The sequence below is a fragment of the Streptomyces mayteni genome, assembly GCF_054783955.1.
Genome location: NZ_BAAGPR010000021.1, coordinates 41,697 through 58,875, shown reverse-complemented (window position 1 = coordinate 58,875; position 17,179 = coordinate 41,697). Strand labels below are relative to the sequence as shown.

The 17,179-nt window shown below is 73.0% G+C and carries 18 protein-coding genes and 1 pseudogene; 11 read left to right on the top strand and 8 right to left on the bottom strand.

Annotated features, from left to right (window positions below):
- Positions 1-42: 42 nt before the first annotated feature.
- Entirely contained in the window at positions 43-1,206 is a 1,164-nt protein-coding gene (locus tag ACYVPE_RS12715; RefSeq protein WP_461033625.1) for an NAD(P)-binding protein, read from the bottom strand.
- Between the two features lie 80 nt (positions 1,207-1,286).
- Here ACYVPE_RS12715 and ACYVPE_RS12710 point away from each other — a divergent pair, with 80 nt between their 5' ends.
- Positions 1,287-1,796: an RNA polymerase sigma factor gene (locus ACYVPE_RS12710; RefSeq protein ID WP_461033624.1), complete on the top strand. Its 510-nt coding sequence runs from the start codon at positions 1,287-1,289 to the stop codon at positions 1,794-1,796.
- A complete protein-coding gene (locus tag ACYVPE_RS12705; RefSeq protein ID WP_461033623.1) occupies positions 1,793-2,263 on the top strand; it encodes an SRPBCC family protein in 471 nt (156 codons plus the stop codon). The genes ACYVPE_RS12710 and ACYVPE_RS12705 overlap by 4 nt, the downstream gene beginning before the upstream one ends.
- A gap of 8 nt (positions 2,264-2,271) precedes the next feature.
- Here the strand turns inward: ACYVPE_RS12705 and ACYVPE_RS12700 are convergent, their stop codons facing one another.
- A complete protein-coding gene (locus tag ACYVPE_RS12700) occupies positions 2,272-3,273 on the bottom strand; it encodes a helix-turn-helix transcriptional regulator (protein WP_461033622.1) in 1,002 nt (333 codons plus the stop codon).
- A 63-nt stretch (positions 3,274-3,336) separates the two neighbouring features.
- Here ACYVPE_RS12700 and ACYVPE_RS12695 point away from each other — a divergent pair, with 63 nt between their 5' ends.
- Both ACYVPE_RS12695 and ACYVPE_RS12690 read left to right on the top strand, forming a co-directional pair.
- Entirely contained in the window at positions 3,337-4,728 is a 1,392-nt protein-coding gene (locus ACYVPE_RS12695; RefSeq protein WP_461033621.1) for an FAD-binding oxidoreductase, read from the top strand.
- Between the two features lie 43 nt (positions 4,729-4,771).
- Positions 4,772-5,524, top strand: a complete 753-nt coding sequence (locus tag ACYVPE_RS12690) for an oxygenase MpaB family protein (protein WP_461033620.1) — start codon at positions 4,772-4,774, stop codon at positions 5,522-5,524.
- A 128-nt stretch (positions 5,525-5,652) separates the two neighbouring features.
- On the opposite strand, the gene ACYVPE_RS12685 is transcribed toward ACYVPE_RS12690, so the two are convergent.
- Both ACYVPE_RS12685 and tkt read right to left on the bottom strand, forming a co-directional pair.
- On the bottom strand, positions 5,653-6,342 hold the full coding sequence (locus ACYVPE_RS12685; RefSeq protein WP_461033619.1) for an HAD family hydrolase: 690 nt from the start codon (positions 6,340-6,342) through the stop codon (positions 5,653-5,655).
- Positions 6,339-8,360 carry a transketolase gene (tkt, locus tag ACYVPE_RS12680; protein WP_461033618.1) on the bottom strand — a complete coding sequence of 674 codons (2,022 nt, stop codon included), beginning with the start codon at positions 8,358-8,360 and terminating at the stop codon, positions 6,339-6,341. Before tkt ends, ACYVPE_RS12685 begins: the two co-directional genes overlap by 4 nt.
- Positions 8,361-8,649: 289 nt before the next feature.
- Here tkt and ACYVPE_RS12675 point away from each other — a divergent pair, with 289 nt between their 5' ends.
- The 6 genes from ACYVPE_RS12675 (at position 8,650) to ACYVPE_RS12650 (ending at position 13,474) form a co-directional block, all read left to right on the top strand.
- Positions 8,650-9,378, top strand: a complete 729-nt coding sequence (locus ACYVPE_RS12675) for a GntR family transcriptional regulator (protein ID WP_461033617.1) — start codon at positions 8,650-8,652, stop codon at positions 9,376-9,378.
- Between the two features lie 41 nt (positions 9,379-9,419).
- The gene (locus ACYVPE_RS12670; protein ID WP_461033616.1) at positions 9,420-9,890 is read left to right on the top strand and encodes a PTS sugar transporter subunit IIA; all 471 of its coding nucleotides are present in this window, start codon (positions 9,420-9,422) and stop codon (positions 9,888-9,890) included.
- 5 nt (positions 9,891-9,895) lie between these two features.
- A complete protein-coding gene (locus tag ACYVPE_RS12665) occupies positions 9,896-10,177 on the top strand; it encodes a PTS sugar transporter subunit IIB (RefSeq protein WP_461033615.1) in 282 nt (93 codons plus the stop codon).
- 132 nt (positions 10,178-10,309) lie between these two features.
- Complete coding sequence (locus tag ACYVPE_RS12660; protein ID WP_461033614.1) at positions 10,310-11,719, top strand: PTS ascorbate transporter subunit IIC; 1,410 nt, start codon at positions 10,310-10,312, stop codon at positions 11,717-11,719.
- A gap of 74 nt (positions 11,720-11,793) precedes the next feature.
- Positions 11,794-12,810 (top strand): nitronate monooxygenase, encoded by a 1,017-nt coding sequence (locus ACYVPE_RS12655; protein ID WP_461033613.1) that lies wholly within the window; start codon positions 11,794-11,796, stop codon positions 12,808-12,810.
- Positions 12,811-12,973: 163 nt separating this feature from the next.
- Positions 12,974-13,474, top strand: coding sequence for a hypothetical protein (locus tag ACYVPE_RS12650; protein WP_461033612.1), 501 nt, complete (start codon positions 12,974-12,976; stop codon positions 13,472-13,474).
- 7 nt (positions 13,475-13,481) lie between these two features.
- Here ACYVPE_RS12650 and ACYVPE_RS12645 read toward each other — a convergent pair whose 3' ends face one another.
- The 3 genes and pseudogenes from ACYVPE_RS12645 to ACYVPE_RS12635 all read right to left on the bottom strand — a co-directional run.
- Positions 13,482-14,183, bottom strand: a complete 702-nt coding sequence (locus tag ACYVPE_RS12645; protein WP_461033611.1) for a protein kinase family protein — start codon at positions 14,181-14,183, stop codon at positions 13,482-13,484.
- Between the two features lie 163 nt (positions 14,184-14,346).
- On the bottom strand, positions 14,347-15,120 hold the full coding sequence (locus ACYVPE_RS12640) for a class I SAM-dependent methyltransferase (RefSeq protein ID WP_461033610.1): 774 nt from the start codon (positions 15,118-15,120) through the stop codon (positions 14,347-14,349).
- Between the two features lie 224 nt (positions 15,121-15,344).
- Positions 15,345-15,482 (bottom strand): annotated as a pseudogene (locus tag ACYVPE_RS12635) (IS1380 family transposase); the annotation flags it as partial.
- A gap of 69 nt (positions 15,483-15,551) precedes the next feature.
- Here ACYVPE_RS12635 and ACYVPE_RS12630 point away from each other — a divergent pair.
- A complete protein-coding gene (locus tag ACYVPE_RS12630; protein ID WP_461033609.1) occupies positions 15,552-16,205 on the top strand; it encodes a leucine-rich repeat domain-containing protein in 654 nt (217 codons plus the stop codon).
- Here the strand turns inward: ACYVPE_RS12630 and ACYVPE_RS12625 are convergent.
- The gene (locus ACYVPE_RS12625) at positions 16,189-17,070 is read right to left on the bottom strand and encodes an NAD(P)-dependent oxidoreductase (RefSeq protein ID WP_461033608.1); all 882 of its coding nucleotides are present in this window, start codon (positions 17,068-17,070) and stop codon (positions 16,189-16,191) included. The two genes, ACYVPE_RS12630 and ACYVPE_RS12625, sit on opposite strands and share 17 nt — an antisense overlap.
- Positions 17,071-17,179 lie beyond the last annotated feature (109 nt).

Sequence of the window (17,179 nt, the reverse complement as noted above, 5' to 3'; positions counted from 1 at the left end):
TGGCGCCGCCACGCGTGGCGGCGCCACGCCCCGTGGCGGCGGTCAGCCCGAGGCGTCGCCCGCGAGGTGGCCGACGGTCTCGTCGAGTCGCTGGAGGGCCATGCGCGCCGCGGTGATGCCGACCTCGGCGAGCAGTCCCGGCGCGGCGGACTGGTCGGTGGCCACGGCGAGGCGGCCGCCTCGGTCGACGACCGGGCGGTCGTGCCAGGTCGTGCCCGGCAGGTCAACGGCCCCGGTGCAGTCCGTGCGCACGGCGCTCCGGTGCCACTCCACCGCGGCGTGCCAGCCGGGCCAGGCGTGGTCGAGAAGGCGCCGCACGCGGGCCTCGGCGTCGGCCTTCCGCTCGTGGGGAGCGCACGCGGCGGCGATCTGGACGAGTTCCTGGCCGGGCGGGGCCAGGGTGGGGTCGGCGAGGCTGTAGCGGGCGGCGTAGATCCGGTCGTCCAGGTCGAGCACCCGGAACCAGTCGGGTCCGCCGGCGGCCCGCAGACCCAGGTCGACCGTCACCACGCGCGTGCCTGGCCAGGTCAGCGTGCTGTCGCCGGTGAGCTGGCGTGCCGCAGCGAGGCTGGTGGCGACGATCGTCGGGCCCTCCGACAGGGCGGATATCCGGGTCTCGGTGTCGAGCCGCGCGCCGAGTTCGGCGGCTCGCCGGGCCAGGAGGTCGACCAGCGTGGACCAGCCGCCGACCACGTAGCGGACGCCGCCGGCGGAGGCCCGGTGGAGGCGTTGGTGGACGAACGCCGCCGAGAGCCGCCCGGGGTCGTGGTCGAAGGTGAAGATGAAGCAGACGCCGATGATCGCCTCGGCCGTCCTCGCGTCGACGTGCCGCAGCAGCCAGGCGCGGTACGACTCGTCAGCGGGTGCCGCGGCCGGCAGCGCGGCGATGGTCCCGCGAAGGTCGGCCGGCCAGGGGCCGAGCCGGCCCTCGGTCAGGACGAGGCCGGGGTAGGGCGGCGCCTGGGCGACGGGCGGGGTGAGGCCGCGGCGCTCCAGCCACGCCCACCAGGGTCCGTCCACATAGATCGCGTGGGGGCCGGCGTTGGCCCGGAAGGGAGCGGCGAGGGTGCGGGCGCGTCCGCCCGGCCTGGCGTGGGTCTCGGCGACGGTCACCCGCCAGCCGCGTTCGGCCGCCTCGACGGCGGCGGTGAGCCCGGCGAGGCCCGCGCCGACGATGGTCAGGTCTGCTGCTGGTTCTGGTCCCACAGGAGAGGCCCTTCTGCGTGGTGTCTTCCTGAGGGAAAGTGGCGGGGAACCTTTCCGGGGTTCCGGATAACTTTCCTTACGTGGACCCGGAGAAAGTGGCGGCTGCTCAGCAGGGGGACGCGCTCGCCTTGGACAGGCTTCTCGACGAACTGGCGCCCTACGTGCGCCGGTTGTGCGCGCGGATCGTCCCGGCGGCGGCCGACGACGCGACGCAGGAGGCCCTGCTCGCCATCTTCCAGGGCCTGCCCTCGCTGCGCGCCCCGGAGGCGATCATGACCTGGGTGCGGTCGGTGGCCGTCAGGACGGCGATCCGGTTCGCCCGCCGGCACGAGGCGGAGGTCGCCACGGAGAGCGCGGAGGGGGCCGAGGGAACGGTCGTCGACCGCCGGGTGCCCTGCCTCGAAGGGCTGGTGGACATCGACGACGCCCTGACGCGGCTGCCGGTCGCGCAGCGCGTGGTGCTGGTGCTGCGCGCCCGGGAGGGCCTGAGCGAGCAGGAGATCGCCGCCACGCTCGGGATCCCGGCGGGAACCGTGAAATCCCGGTTGCACCGGGCCAGAGCCGCCTTCCGGAAGGGGTGGGACTCGTGAACGACCCGATCGACCGCCTCACCGTTCTCGCGGCGGCGCTGCCCGGCGCCGTCGTCCGGCAGCGCCGGATCCCCGCGCCGTTCGACGCCGTGTGGCGGGTCGTCGCGGACCTGGAACACGCCACCCCGCGCTACGAACCGGGCGTCGCCCGGGTGCGGGTCGTCGAGCGGGACGGCGAGTTCCTGCGGGTGCTGGTGCGGGACGCCGCCGGCCGGGAGAACCCGATGGACGCGAGGCTCCGGCCTGGCTGGTGCCTCATGCAGTCCGCCACGATCGTGGTCGCCTTCGCCGCCCGGGACCTGGGCGACGCGACGTTGCTGGCGCATCTCGAACACCGGCGGGGGCAGGGGCGGGAGCAGGCGGAGGAGCCGGACCGGGGCGGGCCGGATCGCCGTCGCGCCGCGCTCGCGAAGATCGACCGGGAGCTCCAGACGATCGAGCGGCTCGCCACCGACCACGGGCGGTAGCCGCCGGCTCAGTCCGGCAGCCGGTCCGGTAGCCGGTCGCGCAGCGCGCCGAGGCCCGCCGCCACCTCGGGGGACGCGTCCGTCAGCGCGACCGCCGCGTCGAGCGCCAGCAGCAGCGCCGCGTACTGGACCACCAACTCGGCGGACTCCGCACTGAGTCGGACCGCGCAGGCGTCGGCGCCGCGCGGCTCGATCTCGCCCGGCAGGCCGGCGAAGAGCCTGGCCCGCAGCGCGTCGGCGCCCAGGCCCACCGTCAGCCGGGCGGTGTGGCGGTAGCCGGCGGCGGCGAGGGAGCGGACGAGGAAGGTGGCGGCGTCAGGCGCGGGCAGCGGCCGGGCCGCGAAACGCTGGTGGGTGGGGAGCGGCCCGGCGATCCGGTCGACGCGGAAGACGCGCCAGTCGGCCCGGTCCGGGTCGTGGGCGATCAGGTACCAGCCGCCGCGCGCGGTGACCAGGTGGTGCGGCTCGACGCGGCGCCGGCTGCGGGCGCCGGAGCGGCTGACGTAGTCGAAGCTCAGCACCTGGCGTTCGGCGCAGCAGTCGGCGAGCACCGCGAGCATGGCCGGGTCGACGCGCGGCCCGCCCGCCGGCCACCCGGGGACGGCCTCGGCCGCGCCGCCCAACGCGGCGAGCCGGGGCCGCAGTCGGGCCGGCAGCACGCGTTCCAGCTTGGCCAGCGCGCGGGTGGCGCTCTCCTCGATGCCGGCGACGCCTGGCGCCCCGGCCGCCATGACGAGGCCGAGGGCCAGGGCGACGGCCTCCTCGTCGTCCAGCTGGAGCGGCGGCAGGTTCCGGCCGGACGCCAGCCGGTAGCCGCCGGCCGTGCCGGTGGTGGACTCCACCGGGTAGTCGAGGGCCCGCAGCCGGTCCAGGTCGCGGCGGAGGGTGCGGCCGCTGACGCCGAGCCGGTCGGCGAGCTCGGCCCCCGACCACCTGCGGCGGCTCTGCAGCAGGGCGAGCAGGCGCAGCAGCCGCCCAGGCGGCCCGTGCGGTTCCCGTTCCTCGCTCACCCGCCCCAGACTGCCATCCCTTGTGGCCGGGATCTGACCACAAGGCTTCCTAGCCTCGGCCGCATGACCGACACCACCACACCCCACCCGCTCGCCGCCCAGCTCCAGGGCGCCGTCCATCTCCCCGGATCGGAGGTCTACGACGACGCGTGCGCGGGCTTCCAACTCCTCGCTCCGCACCGCCCTTCGGCGGTGGTGGCCGCGGCCGGGGCGGCGGACGTGCGGGCCGCCGTCGGCTTCGCCGCCGAGCGCCGGCTGCCGCTCGCCGTGCAGGCCAGCGGCCACGGCCGCGCCGCCCCCGTCACCGGGGGCGTGCTGATCAGCACCGGCCGGCTGGTCGGCGTCCGGGTGGATCCGGCGGCCCGCACCGCCTGGGTCGAGGCGGGCGCGACCTGGCGGCACGTGCTCGACGCGGCCGCGCCGCACGGCCTGGCACCGCTGTCCGGCAGCTTCCCCGGCGTGGGCGCCGTCTCCTACACGCTGGGCGGCGGCGTGGGCCTGCTGGCCAGGCGGTACGGCTTCGCGGCCGACCACGTGCGCCGGGTCGACCTGGTCACCCCGGACGGGCGGCCGCGCCGGGTCACGCCGGACGAGGAGCCCGAGCTGTTCTGGGCGGTGCGCGGCGGGGGCGGCACCTTCGGGGTGGTCACCGGTCTTGAGATCGACCTGGTGCCGGTGGCCCGGATCTACGGCGGCTCGCTGGCGTTCGACGTGACGCGGGTCCCCGACGTGCTGGACGCCTGGCGCCGCTGGACCGCCACCGTGCCCGAGGAGACGACCTCGGCCGTGACGATGCTGCCCTACCCGGACCTCCCGATGCTGCCCGAGCCGCTGCGCGGCCGGCATGTGGCGGCGATCCAGCTCTGCCACCTCGGCCCGGCCGAGGAGGGCGCGGAGTTGGTGGCGCCGCTGCGGGCGCTCGGCGAGCCGCTGCGGGACACGCTGCGGGAGCTGCCGTACGCCGAGTCGGGCGCGGTGTTCGACGAGCCCGACCAGCCGCACCCCTACCGGTCGCGGAACCTGCTGGTGAGCGACCTCGACCCGGCCGCGCTGGCCGGGCTGCCGTCGACGGCCGGCCCCGGGGCGCCGGCGATGACCGTGGTGGGCCTGCGGCACCTCGGCGGCGCGCTGGCCCGCCCGCCGCGCGTCGCCAACGCGGTCGGCCACCGGGACGCGGGGTACGCGGTGTCGGTGCTCTCGATGGTGGCGCCAGGCGAGGAGCCGGCGGTGCGGGCGCACCACGACGCGACGTTGGCGCCGTTCGCGGATCGGGCGGTCGGCCGCTCCCTCAACTTCGGGTTCGGCCCGCTCGAACCGGACGAGATCCGCGCCGCGTTCGCGCCGGCCGACCTCGAACGGCTCGGCCGGCTACGGGCGGAGCACGACCCGCACGGCCTGCTCCGCCCCAACCACCCGATTCCGCTGCCGGTGACCGGGAAGAACGGCCTTGGGTAACCTCCGGTGAGGGCACGCGAGTTGGCCGGGAACCGGGAGGGTCGTGGACGAGGTGCGGGCGCACGCCGTCTACCGGCGGCTGGCGGTCGAGGAGTACCCCGGCGAGCTGCGCATGGGGCTCAATCTCGGTTTCTACCGGACCTTCGCCGTGCCGAGCATCGCCAGGGTACTGGTGGACACCGGGAAGATGACCGGTCGTCCCGTGGAGCGCGCCAAGGCCACGGGTGAGCTGATGTTCACCCTGATCGAGCATGGTCTGGACGCGCCGGAGGGTCGTCGTACGGTGGCGGTGCTGAACGCCTTGCACGCTGGTCTTCCGGTGGGTGAGGAGGAGTTCGTCCATGTGCTGGCGACGTTCTGTGTCTCTCCGCTGCGGCATATCGACGCGTTCGGCTGGCGCCCGACGACGCCGTGCGAACAGGAGGCGGCCCACCGGTTCTACGCCGGCCTCGCCGACCGGATGGGAATCGGTGGGTTTCCTGACTCCTACGCCGCCCTGTCCGCGTGGATGGACGCCTTCGAGCGGCGCGCCTTCGCGGTCACGGACGAGGGCCGGGCGTTGCTGGAGGCGACCCGGGGTGTCCTGGTGTCCCGGCTGCCGCGGGTGCTCGCACCGGTGGCTCGCACCGCGGTGAACGCGTTGTTCGACGAGCGGCTGTTGGCGGCGCTGGACGCCGGACCCGCGCCGCGGCCGGTGCGGTGGCTCGTGGGATTCGCTGTGACGCGGCGGAGCCGGTCCCGCTCGTCACCCCCCGTCAGCGCCACCGACTCGCCCGCACCGCCGCCCTGCCGGTGACTCCCGCCCGTCCCACCGCGGACTGCCCGGTGTGCGACCCCGCGGACGGCGGCTACCCGGACGTCGTCCGCGCGGCTAAGCCGGCCCGCTGAGTCGCCGGCCCGCCGACCCGTCAGCCCGCCGACCCGTCAGTCCTTCGTCGCGATCAGCCGCAGGTCGGCCACCGTGCCGAGGGTGGCGTGGGCCAGCGCCTCGGCGGCGGTGGGGCCGCCGGTGTAGCCGATGACGGGCATCGCGGCGGCCAGCGCCGCGTCGACGCCCGCCGGGCTGTCCTCGATCACCAGGCAGCGGGCCGGCGCGTGGCCCGACTCGCGGGCCGCGTGCAGGAACAGGTCGGGCGCCGGCTTGCCGCGCGCCACGTCGTCGGCGCTGAAGATCCGCCCCGCGAACCGCGGCCAGAGACCGCTGTGGGTGAGCGAGTGCCGGATCCTGGGGTGGCCGCCGCTGGAGGCGACGCAGTACGGGAGGCCGCGCGCGTCGAGGGCGTCGAGGAGTTCGCCGACGCCCGGCATGGTGTGCGGCCGGGCGGCGAACGCCTCGCCGACCCGCCGCCGGTACTCGGCCAGCCAGTCGGCGCCGACCGGGCGGCTGGCGTGCGCCCTGACCTGCTCGTACAGGTATGCCTCGGGGCGGCCGAGGAACCGCCGCCGCACCTCGTCGGGGGTGAGCGGCCAGCCCACCTCGGCGGCCATCGCGGCGACCACGGCCGGGCCGAGCGTCTCGGTGTCCACGAGCACGCCGTCGCAGTCGAAGACCACCAACTCGACGCCGGTGAGGGGCCCTTCCTCGGTCATCTCCTCGGTCATCTCCTCGGTCATCGGGCGCCCGCCGACTTCAGCGAGACCAACGCGGCGTCGACCACGGCCTCGGTGGTCATGCCCTTGGCGGCCAGCGCGTCGGCGGCCGAGGCGGAGAGGCCGAAGTCGTCGATGGTGACGGTGGTGCCGTGCTCGCCTAGCAGGTCGTGCCAGCCGAAGGACGACGCGGCCTCCACCACCACCCGGGCGCGGACCGCCGGCGGCAGCACGGCGTCGCGGTAGCCCCGGTCCTGGGCCAGGAACCAGTCCTTGGACGGCACGGAGACGACCCGCGCCGAGACGCCGCGGCCGGCCAGCGCCTCGCGGGCGGCCAGCGCCAGCGCGACCTCGCTGCCGCTGGCCAGCAGCAGCACGTCATCGCCCTCGGCCACGACGTAGGCGCCGCGCGCCACGCCCTCCCGGACGGCGGCGACGGGCGTGGGCAGCACCGGCACGCCCTGCCTGGCCAGCACCAGGCCGACCGGCCCCTCCTGGCCGAGGGCGGCCAGCCAGGCCGCGGCGGTCTCGGTGGCGTCGGCCGGGCGGACCACGGCGAAGCCCGGCACGGCGCGCAGCGCGGCCAGGTGCTCGACGGGCTGGTGCGTGGGCCCGTCCGCGCCGAGGGCGACCGAGTCGTGGGACCAGACGTGGACGACGGGCAGCCGCATCAGCGCGGCGAGCCGCAGCGCGGGCCGCTGGTAGTCGCTGAAGACCAGGAAGGTGCCGGCGAACGGGGTGTCGTTGCCGACCAGGGCGATGCCGTTGAGGGCGGCGGCCATGGCGTGCTCGCGGACGCCCCAGTGCACGGTGCGGCCGGCCGGCTCCTCGGGGAGGAAGGATCCGCCGCCCTTGATGGTGGTGCGGTTGGAGTCGCCGAGGTCGGCCGAGCCGCCCCACAGCCTGGGGAGCGCGGCGGCCAGCGCCTGGATCACGGCGCCCGAGGCGTCCCGGGGCGCGACGGAGGCGCCGGGCTCGAAGTCGGGGAGCGCGGCGGCGATCGCGGCCCGGGTGGGGCGGGCGGCGGCGGCGTCGGGGGCGGCGGCCGGGTCGGGGTGGGCGGCGCGCCACGCCACCACGGCCTCGTCCCAGTCCCGGTGCAGGGCCGCGCCGCGCACGACGGCGCGGCGGGTGTGGGCACGCACCTCGGGCGGCACGGTGAACGGCGCGAGGGCGACGCCGAGCCGCCGCTTGGTGGCGGTGACCTCGGCCGCGCCGAGCGGCGCGCCGTGCGCGGCCGGGGTGTCGACGGCGTGGGGGGCGGGCCAGGCTATCCGGGACTTCAGGACGATCAGGGTGGGCCGGCCGCGCTCGGCGCGGGCGGCGGTGAGGGCGGCGTCCAGGGCTTCGGTGTCGACGTCGCCGTCGGCGGCGAGCCCGACGTGGCGCACGGCCCAGCCCTGGGCGGCGAAGCGGGCGCCGGTGTCCTCGCGGGTGGCGAGGTCGGTCGAGCCCTCGATCTGGATGCCGTTGTCGTCCCAGACGACGACCAGGTTGTCGAGGCCGTGGCGGCCGGCGAGCGCGCCCGCCTCGTAGGAGATGCCCTCCTGGAGGTCGCCGTCGGAGGCCAGCACCCACACGGTGCGGTCGGTCACCTCGGGCGCGGCGCCGGCCAGCCGGGCGGCGTCCCGCCGCAGCGCCATGGCCATGCCGACGGCGGTGGCGACGCCCTGGCCGAGCGGCCCGGTGGTCGTCTCGACGCCGGCGGTGTGCCGGTACTCGGGGTGGCCTGGGGTGCGGGAGTCGAGCCGGCGGAAGGCGCGCAGGTCGTCGAGGTCCAGGTCGTAGCCGGTGAGGTGGAGTTGGGTGTACAGCAGGATGCTGGCGTGGCCGCAGGAGAGCACGAAGCGGTCGCGGCCCTCCCAGCCGGGGTCGGCCGGGTCGTGCCGCAGGTGCCGCTGGAACAGCAGATGGGCGACCGGGGCCAGGGCCATCGCCGTGCCCGGGTGCCCGGAGCCGGCGGCCTCCACGGCGTCCATGGCCAGGGCGCGGGCCACCGCGACCGCCTGACGGTCGGTGGGATCGAGGGCGGGTTCGGTCACGGCGGGCTCCTCTGTGCGCGGGCGTTCGAACCGATGACGGCGGCGCCAGCGACGGCGGCGGCATCGATTGGTCATGTCGTCATGATGACTCGCCTCAACGTAACTCATCCCACCCTCGCGCCACTTTCGCCTGATATGCCCTTTTTATCCAGAGTCAGTTGTCCCGTTCCGACCCCGTTCAGGAAGCTTCGACACCGGAGTACGGTTACAGGGAATCGACCTATTGACGTCGTGTGGGTTTCTGGTCATCATGACGTCTCGACGACACGTTCTCAGCGAGGAGGCGGCGATGGCCGAGCACAAATACGCCCAGGTGCGCGACCATCTGCTGCGGCGGGTCAGCGGGCTGCCGGTCGGCGGTCAGCTGCCGCCGGAGTCGGCGCTCTGCGAGGAGTACGCCGTGAGCCGCATCACACTGCGGCGGGCCGTCGACGAGCTGGTGAACGACGGGCACCTGATCCGTCAGCACGGCAAGGGCACGTTCGTCACCCGCCCCCGGTACGCGCTCAAGCACCGCGAGCGGTTCGTCAACGAGGTCACCGGCTTCTTCACCCAGCTGACCAGGCAGGGCCACACCGTCACCTCGGAGGTCCTGACGCTGAAGCCGATGCGGGCCGGCACCCGGCTCGCCGCGGCGCTCGACGTCTCGCCCGCCACCTCCGTCATCCACCTGGAGCGGCTGCGCCGGGTCAACGGCCGGATCCACCACCTCGCCGACTCCTACGTCGAGGAGGACCGCTTCCCCGACGTGCTCACGGCCGACTTCACCGACGCCTCCCTCTACGCCCACCTCCGCGCGCACCACGACGTGGTGCTCACCCGGAACGAGATCGTCGTCGGCCTGCACGACTGCGACGGCCGGGAGGCCGCGCTGCTCGACGTGGAGCCCGGCTCGGCGCTGCTCCTGGCGACCTCCCGGGTCTTCGACCTCAACCGGCGGCCGGTGATCCACGGCACGTCCAAGTTCCTGCCCGAGAGCGCCGAGCTGTCCTTCGACATCGTCGCCGACGCCGAGTAGCACGGCCCGCACCACGCACCACGCACCACCGGAGACACCCAATGACGACCAGCACCAGCAAGCTCAGCGACCTGCTCCCCGAGGGGAAGATACGTTTCTCCGCCGACCGTCTCGGCTGGCGCGAGGCGGTCAGGGAGGTCGCCGCGCCGCTGCTCGACGCCGGGGACATCACCCCCGAGTACGTCGACGCCATGATCGACTCGATCGAGGCCGGCGGCACCTACATCAACCTCGGCTTCGGGATCGCCCTGGCCCACGCCAGGCCGGAGCGCGGCGCGGTGCGCACCGCCATCTCGATGCTGCGCCTGACGGAGCCCGCGCCGCTGCTCGACCAGCCAGAGCACGCCGTGGACCTCTACTTCTGCTTCGCCGCGGTGGACGCCACGGCGCACACGCTGGCGATGGCCTCACTGGCCCGTCTGCTGTCGGACCCCGACACCCGGGAGGCGCTGCGCGCCGCCCGCTCGGCGGCCGACGTCACCAAGCTCATCCACGAGTTCGAGGAGAAGTGAGAACGATGAAATTCCTGGCGATGTGCAGCACCGGGCTCGGCAGCAGCTTCATGGTGCGCATGAACATCGAGGAGGTCCTGGGCGAGCTCGGCGTCAGCGGCGTCGAGGTCGACCACTCCGACATCGGCTCGGCGAGCCCGGCCAGCGCCGACGTCTTCTTCGTGGCCAAGGACCTGGCGGAGACCGCCGAGGGCCTGGGCGACGTGGTCGTCCTCAACAGCATCATCGACCGCGAGGAACTGCGCGAGGCCGTCAAGGACGCCGCGGTCCGCAAGGGCCTGCTCTGACTCCGACCGCCTGACCCACTCGCCTCCCCGCCCCCCGCTCGCACCCCCACAGCAAGGAACGTCTGTCCGCTGCCGACGTCACCTGCATCGCGACCAAGAACCACCAGTCGTGCCGTAGAAAGGCGTTGACCAGTGAACAGCTTCCTTAACGTCCTCGTGGACATATTCCGCGAGCCGTCCGTCATCATCGGCCTGATCGCCCTCGTCGGTCTGGTCCTCCAGCGCAAGTCCTTCTCCGACACCCTGAAGGGCACGATCAAGGCGTTCGTCGGCTTCCTGGTGCTGGCCGCCGGCGCCGGGGTCGTCTCCGGGGCGCTGACCCCGTTCGGCGACATGTTCCAGCACGCCTTCGACGTGCAGGGCGTGGTGCCCAACAACGAGGCGATCGTCGGCACGGTCCTCACCGACTTCGGCACCCAGGCCGCGCTGATCTTCTTCTTCGGCATGGTGGTGAACGTGCTGCTGGCGCGCTTCACCCAGCTCAAGTACATCTACATGTCGGGCCACGTGGCGCTCTACCTGGCCGCCATGATCGCCGTGATCCTGATGGCGAACGGCTTCGAGTCGTGGCAGGCCGTGCTGTGGGGCTCCCTCGCCCAGGGCATCGTCACCACCGTCTCGCCGGCCCTGGTGCAGCCGTGGATGCGGCGGGTCACCAAGCAGGACAACGTGGCGCTCGGCCACACCGGCGGCTTCGGCATCGCCACCAGCGGTCTGGTCGCCAAGCTGACCAGGGGCGACAGCAAGAAGTCGACCGAGGACCTGAAGATCCCCTCCGGTCTTGGCTTCCTGCGCGACACCACCGTCGTGATCGCCGTCTCGATGGGCGTCATCTACCTGCTGGTCACGCTGATCGCCGGCCCCGGCTACGTGGAGGACGAGCTGAGCGGCGGCCAGTGGTTCCTGATCTGGGCGATCATGCAGGCCGGCATGTTCGCGGCCGGCGTCACCGTGATCCTGGCCGGCGTCCGGATGGTGCTCGCCGAGATCATCCCCGCCTTCAAGGGCATCTCGCAGAAGCTGGTGCCGAACGCCAAGCCGGCCCTGGACGTCCCGATCGTCTTCACCTTCGCGCCCAACGCCGTGCTCATCGGCTTCCTGGCCAGCTTCGCGGCCGGCCTGATCGGCATGGGCGTGCTGGCGGCCGTCGGCGGGACGATCATCATCCCGGGCATCGTGGCGCACTTCATGACCGGCGGCGCCTCGGGCGTCATCGGCAACGCGGTCGGCGGCCGGCGCGGCGCGGTGCTCGGCGCCGCGGCCAACGGCCTGCTGATCACCTTCCTGCCGCTGCTGATCCTGCCCCGGCTGGGCGACGTCGGCCTGGCCAACTCCACGTTCTCCGACGCCGACTTCGGGGTCGCGGGCTTCTTCGTGGGCAACGCGGCGAACTGGTCGCAGGCCGCGGTGATCGTGCTGGTGATCGGCTCGCTGGTCGGCCTGTTCGTGGGCAGCGCGATCGCCTCCCGCCGCCAGGCGGCACGGGCCGCGGTGGCGGCGGACGCCGCACCGGAGCCGAAGGAGCCGCAGCCGACCTCCTGACTCCGCCGCTCCCCGGCCGGGCCCGTATGGTGCGAACCGTACGGGCCCGGCCTTCTGTCTTCTTGGAGCCTCTGGTGTTCGATCCGCGCGACCTCCGACTCCCCGTGGTGCAGGCCCCGCTGGCCGGCGGACCGACCACACCCGAACTCGTCGCGGCCGTCTCCGGGGCCGGCGGCCTCGGCTTCCTGGCCGCCGGCTACCGCACGGCGGACGAGGTCGCCGACCAGATCGCGCGGGTGCGGGCGGTCTCGGGTGAGCCCTTCGGCGTCAACGTCTTCGTCCCCCGCCCGATCCCCGACCCGGCCGGCGCCGAGCGCTACCGCGCCGAACTCGCCGCCGAGGCCGAGCGGTACGGCGTCGCGCTGCCGGACCCGGACCCCACCGACACCGACGACTGGGACGCCAAGCTGCGGCTGCTGCTCGACGACCCGGTGCCGGTCGTCTCCTTCACCTTCGGCCCACCGCCTCCCTGGGTGGTCGGCGCCCTCCTCGCGGTCGGCACGTACGTCGTCGCGACCGTCACCACGCGGGCGGAGGCCCGTGGGGCGGCGGCGCTCGGCGTGTCCGCGCTGTGCGTCCAGGGCCCGGAGGCCGGCGGCCACCGCGGCACCTTCGACCCGGCGGCCGACCCCGATCCGACGCCGCTGCTCCCGCTGTTGGGCGCGGTGCGGGCCGTCACCCACCTGCCGCTGCTCGCGGCCGGCGGCCTGGCCACCGGCCGCGAGGTGGCCGGCGCGGTGGCGGCCGGCGCGGTCGCCGCCCAGGCCGGCACGGCCTACCTGCGTGCCCCCGAGGCGGGCACGTCGGCGCCCTACCGGGCGGCCCTGGCCGACCCGTCGTTCACCACGACCGTCGTCACCCGCGCCTTCACCGGCCGCCCGGCCCGCGGCCTCCGCAACCGCTTCATCGACGCCCACCACGCGACGGCCCCGGCGGCGTACCCGCTGCTGCACCAGCTGACCCGCCCCCTCCGCGCCGCCGCGGCGGCGGCCGCCGACCCCCACGGCCTGAGCCTCTGGGCCGGCACCGGCCACCACCACGCGACGGCGGACCCGGCCGCCGACACCACTCGCGAGTTGGCCGCCGGCTGACCGACGCGCGCCGGCCATCGCGATCGCACATCCTCCACGGAACGGGTGCCGGAGCATTTCACTACCTCCCTGGACATTCCGGCACAGGCTCGCAAGGCTGCCAAGCGCACCAAAAGGCATGTCTTCGGCAAGAGTTCGACATTCGGCAAGAGGGGGACTACGTATGGGAATGCTCAGGCGCTTAGCCGTCTTATCCGCGGCGCTGTTACCGCTCCTCGGGGTCGGCGCGGTCGCGACCGCCACCCCGGCGGCCGCGAGCGTGTGCCGCGAACCGGCCAACGAGAAGTTCTTCCCGGGCAGCACGGCGACCCGCGTCCGCTACGGGGAAGTCAACGTCAACTTCGTGGCGTGCACCGGCGGTGCCCCGTCGGGATGGAGCGTGACCGCGACTCCCGCCACGAACGGAACCGGGGAGTTCTTCAACCTGGAACTGGTGACCCAGGTGAACAACGTCGCCATCGGTGACTACTACCGCTTCTGGGACGTCGTCATCTCGGTCAAGGAGTGCTTCCTCTGGGACGTGTTCGACTGGTGCAGCACGGCCACGTCGTGGCGGGTGCAGTACTACGCCGCCGACGTCGAGGGTGAGATCGTCAGCACCACGTGGATCACCCCGGACGAGGACCCGATCTCCTCCGGCTACACCCTGTTCACGACCCCTTAGCTCCCGGTCACCCCGCCCCACCAAGGACGGCGCACACCTCGGCCGTGGTGGGCCGATCCCCCGGGGCGGGGCGCACCATCGCCGCGATCACTCCACCGAGCCTGCCCGGCACGTCGACGCCGCCACCCGGCCAGCCGGCGATGTACCGCCGCTGCTCGGCGCGTTCCGCCTCGGCGGGAAAGTCCACGACGCGCCGCCCGGTCAGGCTGAGGTGCAGGCTGGCCCCGAGCCCGAACACGTCCGGCGCGGCCGTGGGCACGGCCGTCCCGGTGGCCAGCGCCTCGCGCGAGAGCTCAGGGCTCTCGTAGTGCACGAGGCAGCCCTGGAACGCGAAGTCACACCAGGCCGGGACCGCACCGCCCCGCGCCAGCGCGAGATCGATCAACCGCGCCCGGCCGTCCTCCCCGACGATGAGATGCGCGGGCTGCACGTCCCCGTGCACCCAGCCCGCCCGGTGCAGCGCCGCGAGCGCGCGAGCACAGGCGAGCGCCGCCCCGTCGTCCGGTTCCCCCCTGCCTCCCGCTTCGCGGTACGGCGCCCACAGCTCCCAGAGACTCGGCCCGTCACACCACGGCTGGACACCCCAGGTCCCCCGCTCCCCCACCACCCGCCACACCGTGGACCCCCGCCGGTCCATCACCAGCCGACGCTTGGAGAACCCAAGCAACTCGCGAATCTCTTCGGTCGGTTCGTAGGGTCCACCGCTCACAGGCACACGTCCGAATCGAGAACACCAAAGCCATCAGCGGGGCATCAAAGGCCCGCACGTCCTGGACCGCGAACTGCCAACCCGCCGAGCCGGCCCGACATGTCGACGCGGCCGTGGGCACGGTCTCGATCCGACTCTGGCCCGCCCATGATCCACCGACTGGCTACTCGTTCCAGCCCGTAGCCGCAGGCGGTACCTCGACGACGAAGAACAGGAAGCAGGTTTTGGTCGAGAGGTCGTGGAAGTCGTCGGGGAACAACTCACGGGCGGCGGGGTCGGGCTGCGGCTCGCTGATGGTGGAAAGGCGGAAGTCGGCGGTGGTGAAGGCATCGGTCATCGCGTGCAATGGCCTGCGCCAGAAGCTCATGGGGAAGGACTGTCCGTTGAACGTCCATTCGTCGGTATAGCTGGTGGTCGCGTGGTAGTCGGGCCGAGGATCCTGGATCACGTAGTCCACGAGAGGGTGATGCACCGACGCGATCAGCCGGCCGTCGGGCCTGAGCACTCGCCGCATCTCGGCCAGCGTCGGCCCCCAGTCCTCCAGGTAGTGCAGCACCAGCGACGCGACCACGTCGTCGAACGCGCCGTCGGCGAACGGCAGGGGGTCGCTCAGGTCGACCACGCGCAGGTCCGCGTCATCACCGAGCCGCCGCCTCGCCAGCGCCAGCATGCCGGCGCTGCCGTCGATGCCGGTGACGACGGCACCGCGATCGCGTAGCGCGGCGGACAGGACGCCCGCCCCGCAGCCGGCGTCCAGGATCCGGCGGCCGGCCACGTCTCCGGCGAGGGCTATCATCGCGGGCCGCTCGTAGTACGCGTTCACGAGGTTGCTCTCGTTCTCCGCCGCGTACGCCTCGGCGAAGCCGTCGTAGTCATTCGCCCGGGCCGGTTCCGCGGACTCGGCGAGGTTCTGGGGCACTTCGGTTAAGCGTTCCATCGCCGCAGCCTAACCTCGAACTCTCGTGATGGTCCGTCGGATTGTCCGGCAGGCCGTTTCGGCTGTTCGGCCTGATCTCGGTGCCTTCGCTCCAGCTCGGCGATCGGGGTGTGCCGGGTGTTGGTGGCGAAGCGGGTCAGCCGCCGTCGCGGATCTCACCGTCGGGTTCGACGGCTGGCGTCCGGGCCGAGGCGGGCCCTTCAAGACGACCCGGTGGATGGCGTCGCCGCCTCACCGGCCAACTTCCGGACATGCGCGCGCTTCGGCCCACCCAGGGCGACCGCGAGGGCAACGTCCAAGAGGACCTTGCCCGGGCCGTGGACGGCCCGCCGCCCTCGACACGGACCTGCGGATACGACCCGATACGCTTCCTCATCAAGATTCGGCCAGTCCGCTTCGCGAGAGCGTGAGCCGAATTCCACTGAACGGGGATGGCGATGGGCAAGGTTGATCCCGAGTTCGACAGGTCGATCACCAGGGCGATCGGGCACGGTTTTCCGGTCACCTCGGCGGAGTGTGAATCGGTGACGGAGTTGGTGATGCAGCGCGTGCGCGACCTCGGTCCGATCGCGGATTTCCGCTCACTTGAACAGCTGATCCTGGTGGGATGCGATCCTGTTTCCGTGAGGCAGATCGAGTCGCTTACAAAGCTTCGTATGCTGAGCATCGAGGACAGCGCGCTGCGAGACCTCTCGGGGGTTGCATCTCTTCCGATCCTCAACTTCTCGATGCCACGTGACTTCGTTGCCGACATCGAACCCCTGCTGCACGTGCCGACGCTGCTCCAGGTTGATGTGACGGGAAACCCCCTGTCCGACGTCTCGTACCGGGAGGTCATTCCGAAGCTCGTCGAGAACGGCTGCCGGGTGCGGTTCTCGCAGGAGCTGGAGTGGCGCGTGACCGTGCACTTGCAGACTGCTGGGGTCGGCGTGGCCTGCTATGGCAGCGCCCGAGGGTACCGGTTGTGCCGTCCGGGGCTGGGGTTGACGGATGCCCCGCAGTACGGTCACCCGGTGATCACGAAGAAGGACGCCGAAGGGCTCCTGGAGGGAGATCCGGAAGGAGCTCTCAGGTTCTTTTCTTGAGCACCTCCGTCAGGGCGGAGATGCTGTGGTCGCCGTGGCCGGCGTCGGCCGCTCGCTTCAGCAGGTCGTGGAAGGGCTTGTGCCACTCCGTGTCGAGGTTCGCCTCTCTGCCGAGTTCCTCGTCATAAACAGCTCCGGCCAGGAACAGGTTCACCGAGGACGCGGGCTTGTTGTACTCGCCGCTGTCGATCTCCTCGGCGAAGGTCGGCAGTACCGAGTTGATCATCTCGAACCACTTGGTGCTGAACCGCACCATCGAGGCAACCGTGAGGCCACGCGCCTGCATCGCCGCCGCGCCCTGGAAGAAGCCGACGAGTGCGGGCAGCAGCGTGCCGCCCACCGCCATCTCGTACAGGGCGGCCAGGTCCTCGTCGGCGCCGAGGTAGACCGTGTCGCCGCCCAACACCCGCAGCGTCGGCGCGAACTCGTCGAAGACGCCTTTGTCACCGCCGTAATACAGGAGAGTGCTCTCGGCACCCACGGCGGCCGGTACGTTCTTTATCGCTCCGCCGAGGTAGCGTGCGCCGTGCCCGCGGGCCCATTCGGCCATGCGTCGGGCACCGGCCGGCGAACCGCTGTTGAGGGTCACCAGGGCACGCCCCTCGAGCGTGCCAGCGGCCGGTTCCAGGGCGTCGATGGTGTTGTCGTACGTGGTCAGGCAGGCGATGACCAGCCGACTCGCCGCGACGGCCTCGTCCATCGTCCGTGCGTGCACGGCGCCCTTGACCACGAGCGGCGCGGCCTTCGACGGGGTCCTGTTCCACACGGTCGTCGGGTGCCCGGCGTCCATGAATGCCTCAGCCAGTGCGCTGCCCATCGAGCCCAGCCCGACGACGGTCACGGGCGTGCGGTGGTAAGCGGCCATGTGTTGCCCCTGTCGGATTTCGATTTACCTGAGGTCTGAAAAGGATGCGATGCGAGTCTTCGCGCCCGAAGTCTTTCGATCTCGGTGCGAGCCCTGCTCCATGCTGCGT